At 66.3% G+C, this 8,636-nt stretch carries 8 protein-coding genes; 3 read left to right on the forward strand and 5 right to left on the reverse strand.

Annotated elements, in window-relative coordinates; all coding sequences use genetic code 11:
- Positions 1 to 71: 71 nt before the first annotated feature.
- The 5 genes from bioD to bioB form a co-directional block, all read right to left on the reverse strand.
- The gene (gene bioD, locus K675_RS0125510; protein ID WP_017906299.1) at positions 72 to 752 is read right to left on the reverse strand and encodes a dethiobiotin synthase; all 681 of its coding nucleotides are present in this window, start codon (positions 750 to 752) and stop codon (positions 72 to 74) included.
- Positions 749 to 1,561, reverse strand: a complete 813-nt coding sequence (gene bioC / locus K675_RS0125515) for a malonyl-ACP O-methyltransferase BioC (protein WP_017906300.1) — start codon at positions 1,559 to 1,561, stop codon at positions 749 to 751. Before bioC ends, bioD begins: the two co-directional genes overlap by 4 nt.
- The gene (locus tag K675_RS0125520; RefSeq protein ID WP_017906301.1) at positions 1,554 to 2,285 is read right to left on the reverse strand and encodes an alpha/beta fold hydrolase; all 732 of its coding nucleotides are present in this window, start codon (positions 2,283 to 2,285) and stop codon (positions 1,554 to 1,556) included. Before K675_RS0125520 ends, bioC begins: the two co-directional genes overlap by 8 nt.
- On the reverse strand, positions 2,278 to 3,468 hold the full coding sequence (gene bioF / locus K675_RS0125525; RefSeq protein WP_017906302.1) for an 8-amino-7-oxononanoate synthase: 1,191 nt from the start codon (positions 3,466 to 3,468) through the stop codon (positions 2,278 to 2,280). Before bioF ends, K675_RS0125520 begins: the two co-directional genes overlap by 8 nt.
- 253 nt (positions 3,469 to 3,721) lie before the next feature.
- Positions 3,722 to 4,777, reverse strand: a complete 1,056-nt coding sequence (bioB, locus tag K675_RS0125530; protein ID WP_017906303.1) for a biotin synthase BioB — start codon at positions 4,775 to 4,777, stop codon at positions 3,722 to 3,724.
- An 88-nt stretch (positions 4,778 to 4,865) separates the two neighbouring features.
- Between bioB and K675_RS0125535 the strand changes: the two genes are divergently transcribed.
- From K675_RS0125535 to K675_RS0125545, 3 genes are all read left to right on the forward strand, one after another.
- The gene (locus tag K675_RS0125535; protein ID WP_026145531.1) at positions 4,866 to 5,606 is read left to right on the forward strand and encodes a ComF family protein; all 741 of its coding nucleotides are present in this window, start codon (positions 4,866 to 4,868) and stop codon (positions 5,604 to 5,606) included.
- 69 nt (positions 5,607 to 5,675) lie between these two features.
- Positions 5,676 to 6,440, forward strand: coding sequence for a TOBE domain-containing protein (locus tag K675_RS0125540; protein WP_017906305.1), 765 nt, complete (start codon positions 5,676 to 5,678; stop codon positions 6,438 to 6,440).
- 146 nt (positions 6,441 to 6,586) lie between these two features.
- A complete protein-coding gene (locus tag K675_RS0125545; protein ID WP_017906306.1) occupies positions 6,587 to 8,488 on the forward strand; it encodes a PhoX family protein in 1,902 nt (633 codons plus the stop codon).
- Positions 8,489 to 8,636 lie beyond the last annotated feature (148 nt).

An 8,636-nucleotide genomic window follows, 5' to 3' on the forward strand; every position in this document is an offset into this window, starting at 1 on the left:
GCAAAACGCCCGTCAAAAACACTAATGGCACAATGCCTAGCAATAGGCAAAACCTAGCGCCCGCGGGTGCATCAGCCCAGCAGATCCAGTTGCAAGTGCTCTGCCACGGCCTGCGCGGAAGCGGTACTGAGCCGTGGTACCCGTCCCAGGCATGGCGCAGGCAGACGTTCGGCCAGTGTCGCAAGGTTCTCCTCCAGACGAGAGGTCTTCGGATCGATGATGTTGGCGACCCAACCGGCCAACTGCAGACCGTCACGAGCGATCGCCTCGGCGGTCAGCAGGGCATGACTGATGCACCCCAGGCGCACCCCTACCACCAGGATCACCGGCAGTCCCAGGCCTCGGGCCAGGTCCGACAGATTGGCCTGGTCCGCCAGAGGCACCCGCCAGCCGCCCGCGCCCTCGATCAGGGTGAAATCGGCCTGCTGCGCGAGGATCTCGCGCATCGGCTCAAGCAGCGACTGCACCGTCAGCACAACCCCCGCCTCGCGCGCCGCCAGGTGCGGGGCGATCGCCGGCTCCAGCGCCACCGGGTTGACCTGGGCATAGGACAGCGGCAGCGAGCACTCGGCCAACAGCGCCAGCGCATCGGCGTTACGCAGCCCCTTGGGCGTCACCTCGCAGCCGGAGGCCACCGGTTTGCCCGCCGCGGTGCTCAGGCCCGTGGCCCGGGCCGCATGCAGCAGGCCGGCGGCGATGGTGGTCTTGCCGACATCAGTGTCGGTCCCGGAAATGAAATAGGCGGCGCTCATAGCGGCTTCTCCAACACGGCGTAGACCACCTGGTAGGTCGCCGGTAGCCCCTGCGCCTGGCGGAATCGTTCATAGGCATCCATCAGGCCGAGCACCCGGGCCCGCCCGGTCAGCCCACCCGGACGGCCGGGGTTGAGATTGTGTGCACCCAGCGCCTTGAGTTCGTGGGTCAGGCTGCGCACGTCCGGGTAGAACAGTACCCGCGGCCGACTTTCCAGGCTCAGCACGCGCAAGCCGCTGAGTGCACACAGGCGCTGGTAATCGGCAAACTCGCGGAAACGATTGACATGCACCAGGCCGTCCACGGCCCGCCAGCTTTCGCGCAGTTCATGCAGGGTGCCGACGCACAGGCTGGCGAAGGCCATCACCCCCCCCGGTCGCAACACCCGCCGCGCCTCGCCGAGCACGGCGGCAAAGTCGGCACACCACTGCACGGCCAGGCTGGAAAACACCAGATCGCAACATTGCGCCTGCAGCGGCAGACGCTCGGCATCGCCAGCGATGAAGTGACGCGCGCCGCCCAGGGGCCGGGCGTGCGCCAGCATGCCCTCGGCGATATCCAGGGCCAGGCCCCGGTCTTCACCGAAACGCTCGCCCAGGGCCCGGGTGAAATAACCGGTACCGCAACCGACATCGAGCCAACGCGAAGGTCGGGCCGGCGGCGGCAGGCGTCGCAGCAGTTCATCGCCAACATCGCGCTGCAACTGGGCGACGCTGTCGTAGCTGGCGGCGGCACGGGAAAACGAAGCCGCGACCTGGCGCTTGTCGGGCAAGCCGCCCGGCAATGGCGGACGGGAAAGATCAGTCATCGGCGCACTCGTGCAAAAAGGCCTGGATAGCCCCGGCCACTCCATGGGGGTCTTCCAGAAGAAACGCATGGCCGGCCTGTTCGATCAGGCCGACTTCGACATCCGGCAGCAGTGCCAGCAACTCCCCCGCCGCTTCGGCCGGCACCAGGCCATCGAGCCCGGCGAACAGGTGCAACTGCGGACCGCCGTAGGTTTGCAGGGCTTCGCGGGTGTCCAACTGCGCCAGCACTTCGAGACCACTGAGCAGGACCTCGGGGCGGCTGTGCGGAGCCCCGCCCAGGAGCACTCGCGACTGCCCGCGCGGGTCCGTGGCGCCCTGGGCACACAACAGGCTGAAGCGCTTGAGCGTGGCCTGAGGCTGTTCACGACAACCGCTCAGGAACTGTTCGAACGTGTCATTGGCCATGGCGCTGGACCAGCCATGCCCGGCCACGAATCGCGGGTTGCTCGCCAGCGTCAGCAGACCGCAACAACGATCGCCACGCCGGGCCGCCAGTTCCGACGCCAACAGGCCGCCCAGTGACCAGCCCCCCAGCCAGGTGTTTTCCGGCAGAGTGGCACCCAACTCCTCGACCCACTCCATCGACTCGCCGATGGCAAGTTCCGGCAGCGGCTCGATGTCCACCCGCAGGTGCTCGTCCAGCCCGCGCAGGGCCGCCGCCAGGGGTTCCAGCGGCGAAATGCCAAGCCCCCAGCCGGACAACAGGATCAGACGATCACGCATGATGCCGCTCCAACGGTTCATGGCCCCCCAGCAAGCGGGAACACTCGGCCAACGCTTCCAACAATAGCCGTACCTGCGCCTCGCTGTGGGCGGCGGTCAGCGTGACTCGCAGGCGCGCACCGCCAGCCGGTACGGTCGGTGGGCGAATCGCCGTGACCATCAGGCCGCGTTCACGCAACAACTGCGAGAAGCGCAACGCCCGGCCGGCATCGCCGATCAGGATCGGCTGGATCGGCGTGAAGCTGTCCATCAGTTCCAGGCCGATCTGCCCGGCGCCCGCACGGAACTGGCGGATCAGCGCATTGAGGTGCTCCCGACGCCAGTGCTCGGTGCGCAGCAGCTCCAGGCTTTTCAGCGTGGCGCAGGCCAGCGCCGGCGGCTGGCTGGTGGTGTAGATGTAGGGTCGGGCGAATTGCACCAGGCTTTCGATCAGTTCTTCACTGCCGGCGACGAACGCACCCGCCGTACCGAACGCCTTGCCCAGTGTGCCGACCAGTACCGGCACGTCTTCCTGGCCCAGGCCGAAGTGCTCGACGATACCGCCGCCCCGGGCGCCCAGTGGGCCGAAACCGTGGGCGTCGTCGACCATCAGCCAGGCCCCGCGGGCGCGGGTTTCACGGGCCAGGGCCGGCAGATCGGCGATATCGCCATCCATGCTGAACACCCCGTCGGTGATCACCAGTGTATTGCCGGTGGATTTTTCCAGGCGCCTGGCGAGACTGACCGGGTCGTTGTGCAGGTAGCGATTGAAGCGCGCGCCCGAGAGCAAGCCGGCGTCCAGCAGCGAGGCATGGTTGAGACGGTCCTCCAGCACCGTGTCACCTTGTTCGACCAGCGCCGTGACCGCGCCGAGGTTGGCCATGTAGCCAGTGCTGAACAACAGCACCCGGGGCCGCCCGGTGAACTCGGCCAGGGCCTCCTCCAACGCGTGGTGCGGACCACTGTGACCGACCACCAGATGGGATGCCCCGCCACCCACGCCCCAGCGCTCGGCACCGGCCTGCCAGGCTTCGATCACCTGCGGGTGATTGGCCAGGCCCAGGTAATCGTTGTTGCAGAAGGCCAGCAACGGCTGGCCATCGACCACCACTTCCGGGCCCTGGGGGCTTTCGAGCAGCGGCCTGTGGCGGTAGAGGTTTTGCGCACGACGGGCAGCCAGGCGTGCGGACAGATCGAAGGGCATGGGCGCCTCGCGGATGCAATCTCAGAAACACCACCGCCCTTTGTGGGGGCGGGATTCATTGTGAGCGGGACTGTAGGGCCAGACCCGGCCGGGGAACCGGACTCAACCTGTGGGAGCCGGCGGTCCGGCGCCCCGGTTTATCCGCGAAGCTTTTAGCGTTCTCAAGGACCGATTCGCGAATAAATCCGGCTCCCACGAACCGATTTACCCCACAGGTAGCTTGGCGCCTGCACGAGGGCCTGAGCCCGCGGCATCAGACCGCGGCGTTATAGAACTGCTCGCTGCTCTTGTGCTCCACCAGCGCCTGCTCGATGGCTGCCTGGTGCACTTCGTCGGCGTGCTCCTCACGGGCTTCGGGCTGGATCCCCAGGCGGGCGAACAGTTGCATGTCCTTGTCGGCCTGCGGGTTGGCGGTGGTCAGCAGTTTCTCGCCGTAGAAGATCGAGTTGGCGCCGGCGAAGAACGCCAGGGCCTGCATCTGCTCGTTCATCGCCTCGCGGCCCGCCGACAGGCGCACGTGGGACTTGGGCATGAGAATCCGCGCCACCGCCAGCATGCGGATGAAATCGAACGGATCGACATCCTCGGCATTTTCCAGCGGCGTACCGGCGACCTTCACCAGCATGTTGATCGGCACCGACTCCGGGTGCTCGGGCAGGTTGGCCAACTGGATCAGCAGGCCGGCCCGGTCATCGAGGGACTCGCCCATGCCGAGGATGCCGCCGGAGCAGATCTTCATCCCGGCATCACGCACGTAGGCCAGGGTCTGCAGGCGCTCGCTGTAGGTGCGGGTGGTGATGATGTTGCCGTAGAACTCCGGCGAGGTGTCGAGGTTGTGGTTGTAATAGTCCAGGCCGGCCTCGGCCAGCGCGGCGGTCTGCTCCTGGTCCAGGCGGCCCAGCGTCATGCAGGTTTCCAGGCCCATGGCCTTCACGCCCTTGACCATCTGCAGCACGTACGGTATGTCCTTGGCCGACGGGTGCTTCCACGCCGCGCCCATGCAGAAACGGGTCGAACCGATGGCCTTGGCCCGGGCGGCTTCTTCCAGGACCTTCTGCACTTCCAGCAGTTTCTCCTTTTCCAGCCCAGTGTTGTAGTGCCCGGACTGCGGGCAGTACTTGCAGTCTTCCGGGCAGGCGCCGGTCTTGATCGACAGCAGGGTCGACACTTGCACGCGGTTGGCGTCGAAGTGCGCGCGATGCACGGTCTGGGCCTGGAACAGCAGGTCGTTGAAAGGCTGCTCGAACAGTGCCTTGACCTCGGCCAGGGACCAATCATGACGCAAAGTGGCGGTAGTGCTGGCACTCATCGCTGGAGTTCCTTGTTTTATGCTGGGCAAGCGGCCGGGGCGACAGCCACGACCACGACACGGATGTCGGCATAGTTAAGGAAGCGCCATGAACTGTCAACCACACTGCAAAATGCAGGTTTACAACTGGTTAGAAAGCAACCAAATCTGTTTACTCTGCGACGAACCCAGCGACAACGCCCACCCACTCTGCAGCCCCTGCGAAAGTGAACTGCCCTGGCTGCTGGATTACTGCCAGGCTTGCGCCCTGCCCCTGCCGATGAACGGCCTGACCTGCGGCCATTGCCTGAAACAGCCGCCCAGCTTCGAACAGGTCATCGCGCCCTGGATTTACCACTTCCCGGTGGACAGCCTGATCACCCGCTTCAAGCACCAGGGCCAGTGGCCGTTGGGACGCCTGCTGGCCGAACTGCTGGCCCTGGCCCTGCGTGAGCGTTTCGACCACGGCCTGCCCCGGCCGGATCTGCTGCTGCCGGTGCCCATGGCCGCGAAGCGGCAACGCCAGCGTGGCTACAACCAGGCCGCGATGCTGATGAGCTGGCTGGGCAAAAGCCTGGCGATCCCGACGGATGAGCAGCGCCTGTTGCGTGTTCAGGACACCGTCGCCCAGCAGGAACTGAACGCCAGGGCGCGCCGGCGCAACCTGCTGAACGCCTTCGCCCTGGCCCCCGGCGCGGCGGTCGCAGGCCTGCACCTGGCGCTGGTCGATGACGTGCTGACCACCGGCGCCACCGCCGAAAGCCTGGCGCGCCTGTTGCTCAGGGCCGGCGCCCGACGGGTCGATGTCTATTGCCTGGCGCGCACGCCCAAGCCCGGAAGCCCGGCTTGACGCCCGCCGCGCCAGCGGGCACCTTCGCAAACACGCCCTGGAAAAGATTGCCATCGTCCGAAACCGCCCATGTCCCTGCCCGTCCTGCTGAGCCAATACATCGCCCGTCGCCCGCAACGTATCGCCCTGTTGCAACACATCGCCGAGCAGGGCTCGATCACCCGCGCGGCGAAAAGCGCGGGCCTGAGCTACAAGGCGGCCTGGGATGCCATCGACGAGTTGAACAACCTGGCGCACAAGCCGCTGGTGGAACGCAATGTCGGCGGCAAGGGCGGCGGCGGGACCAAACTGTCGGTCGAGGGCGAGCGGGTGCTGCGCCTGTATCAGCGCCTGCAGACCATCCAGGCACAGGTACTGGAGGCTGCCGAGGACGCCAGCGACCTCGACCTGCTCGGGCGCCTGATGCTGCGCACCAGCGCCCGCAACCAGTTGCATGGCACCGTGGCCGGCATCGACAGCCACGGGCGCAACGACCTGGTCCGCCTGGAACTGGCCGCCGGCCTGGTCCTGCAGGCGCAGATCACCCACGACAGCACCCAGCGACTGGAACTGGAAATCGGCACACAGGTCGTCGCCCTGATCAAGGCCGGCTGGCTGGAACTGCTCGCCCCACAGGCTTCTGCAACACCTGGACACAATTGTCTGGACGGTATCGTCGAGGACATTCTGGAGGATGAAAACGGCCCTGCCGAGGTCAGAATTGCCTTGCCGAACGGACAAACCCTTTGCGCCCTGGCCGCTGTGGAAAAGCTCGCGGCCCTTGGTCTGGCCGGCGGGAGCGCGGTGCGGGTGCAGTTTGCGCCGTCCTTTGTCTTGCTGGGAACACCGCTGTGAAGCAATCGCCACCCAGGCGGCTCCCACAGGAGGCGGGTGTCGCTCTGCCGGTAGCGACTGGCGGGTGAAACATCTCGACTTTTTCCTGCAACAAATCCGTCATCCGGTCTGATTAAGGTGACTGCCTAACCGCAGGGAGCCTGATGATGAACCTATTAGAAGAAAACCAATCCACCGACCTCGAGCAGATGGTCGGCCTCAGCCGCCGTGGCTTCATCAGTGCCGGCGCCCTGTGCGGCGCGGCGCTGTTTCTCGGCGGCAACCTGTTGACCCGCAGCGTGATGGCCGCCAGTGCCGGCACCGCCCCGGGCAAGCTGCTCGGTTTCGACAGCATCGCCGCCGCCACCAGTGACAGCCTGAGCCTGCCAACCGGCTACACCAGTTCGGTACTGATCAGTTGGGGCCAGCCTCTGGAGAAGAACGGCCCGGCCTTCGACCCGAGCGGCAACGGCACCGCCAAGGCCCAGGAAGTGCAGTTCGGCGACAACAACGATGGCATGAGCCTGTTTCCCTTCCCCGGCGACGACAACCGCGCGCTGATGGCGATCAACAACGAATACACCAACTACCGCTACCTCTACGCCCACGGCGGCCAGCCGCAGTCGCTCGAAGACGTGCACAAGGCCCAGGCCAGCGAAGGCGTGTCGGTGATCGAGATCCAGCGCAAGGACGACCAGTGGCACTTCGTCCAGGGCTCGTCCTACAACCGGCGCATCCACGGCAACACGCCAATCCGCATCGGCGGCCCGGCGGCCGGTCATCCGTGGCTGCAGACCCGCGCCGACAAGCAGGGGCGCAAGGTGCTAGGCACCTTCCAGAACTGCGCCAACGGCAAGACGCCCTGGGGCACCTACCTGACCTGCGAGGAAAACTTCACCGACTGCTTCGGCAGCAGCAACGCCGAGCAGAAGTTCGATGCGGCGCAGAAACGCTACGGTGTGGTGGCCGCGAGCAAGGAGATCGGCTGGCACGTCCACGACCCGCGCTTCGACCTGGCACTGAACCCCAACGAGCTGAACCGCCATGGCTGGGTGGTGGAGATCGATCCGTTCGATCCGCAGTCCACGCCGGTCAAGCGCACCGCCCTCGGCCGCTTCAAGCACGAGAACGCCGCCCTGGCCGAAACCCGCGACGGCCGCGCGGTGGTCTACATGGGCGACGATGAGCGCGGCGAGTTCATCTACAAGTTCATCAGCCGCGATCGCATCGACCACAAGAACCCCAAGGCCAACCGCGATCTGCTCGACCACGGCACCCTGTACGTGGCGCGTTTCGACAACGGCGATGGCAACCCGGACCGGCCCAAGGGCATGGGCGAGTGGGTCGAGCTGAGCTTCGGCAAGAACGGCATCGATGCCGACAGCGGCTTCGCCAGCCAGGCCGAGGTGCTGATCCACGCACGCCTGGCGGCCAGCGTGGTCAAGGCCACGCGCATGGACCGTCCGGAATGGATCGTCGTCAGCCCGATCGACGGTCAGGTCTATTGCACCCTGACCAACAACGCCAAGCGTGGCGAGGAAGGCCAGCCGGTGGGCGGGCCGAACCCGCGGGAGAAGAATGTCTACGGCCAGATCCTGCGCTGGCACGCCGCCGGCAACGATCACGGCGCCCACGCCTTCGAGTGGGACCTGTTCGTGGTCGCCGGCAACCCCGGCGTGCATGCCGGGACGCCCAAGGCCGGCTCGTCGAACATCACCCCGCGGAACATGTTCAACAGCCCCGATGGCCTGGGCTTCGACAAGGCCGGACGGCTGTGGATCCTCACCGATGGCGACTACAGCAACGCCGGTGACTTCGCCGGCATGGGCAACAACCAGATGCTTTGCGCCGACCCGGCGAGTGGCGAGATCCGCCGGTTCATGGTTGGCCCGGTGGGCTGCGAGGTGACTGGCATCAGCTTCTCGCCGGACCAGAAGACCCTGTTCGTCGGCATCCAGCACCCGGGTGAAACTGGCGGTTCAACCTTCCCCGAGCACCTGCCGAATGGCAAGCCGCGGTCGTCGGTGATGGCCATCCGGCGTGAGGACGGCGGGATCATCGGCGCCTGACACGCCGCGTCTGCCGGTTTCAGGGGCGCTCCGCGCCCCAGCGCGGGCAAGCCCGCTCGCCACAGGAGGGTGGGGGGCGAGTCTTCATAGCGCTTGTGCCAATCGGCCTTTGTGGCGAGCAGGCTTGCCTGCGTTCGGCTGCAAAGCA

Origin of the sequence: Pseudomonas fuscovaginae SE-1 (assembly GCF_000364705.1) — a bacterium.
Taxonomy (GTDB): Bacteria; Pseudomonadota; Gammaproteobacteria; order Pseudomonadales; family Pseudomonadaceae; genus Aquipseudomonas; species Aquipseudomonas fuscovaginae_A.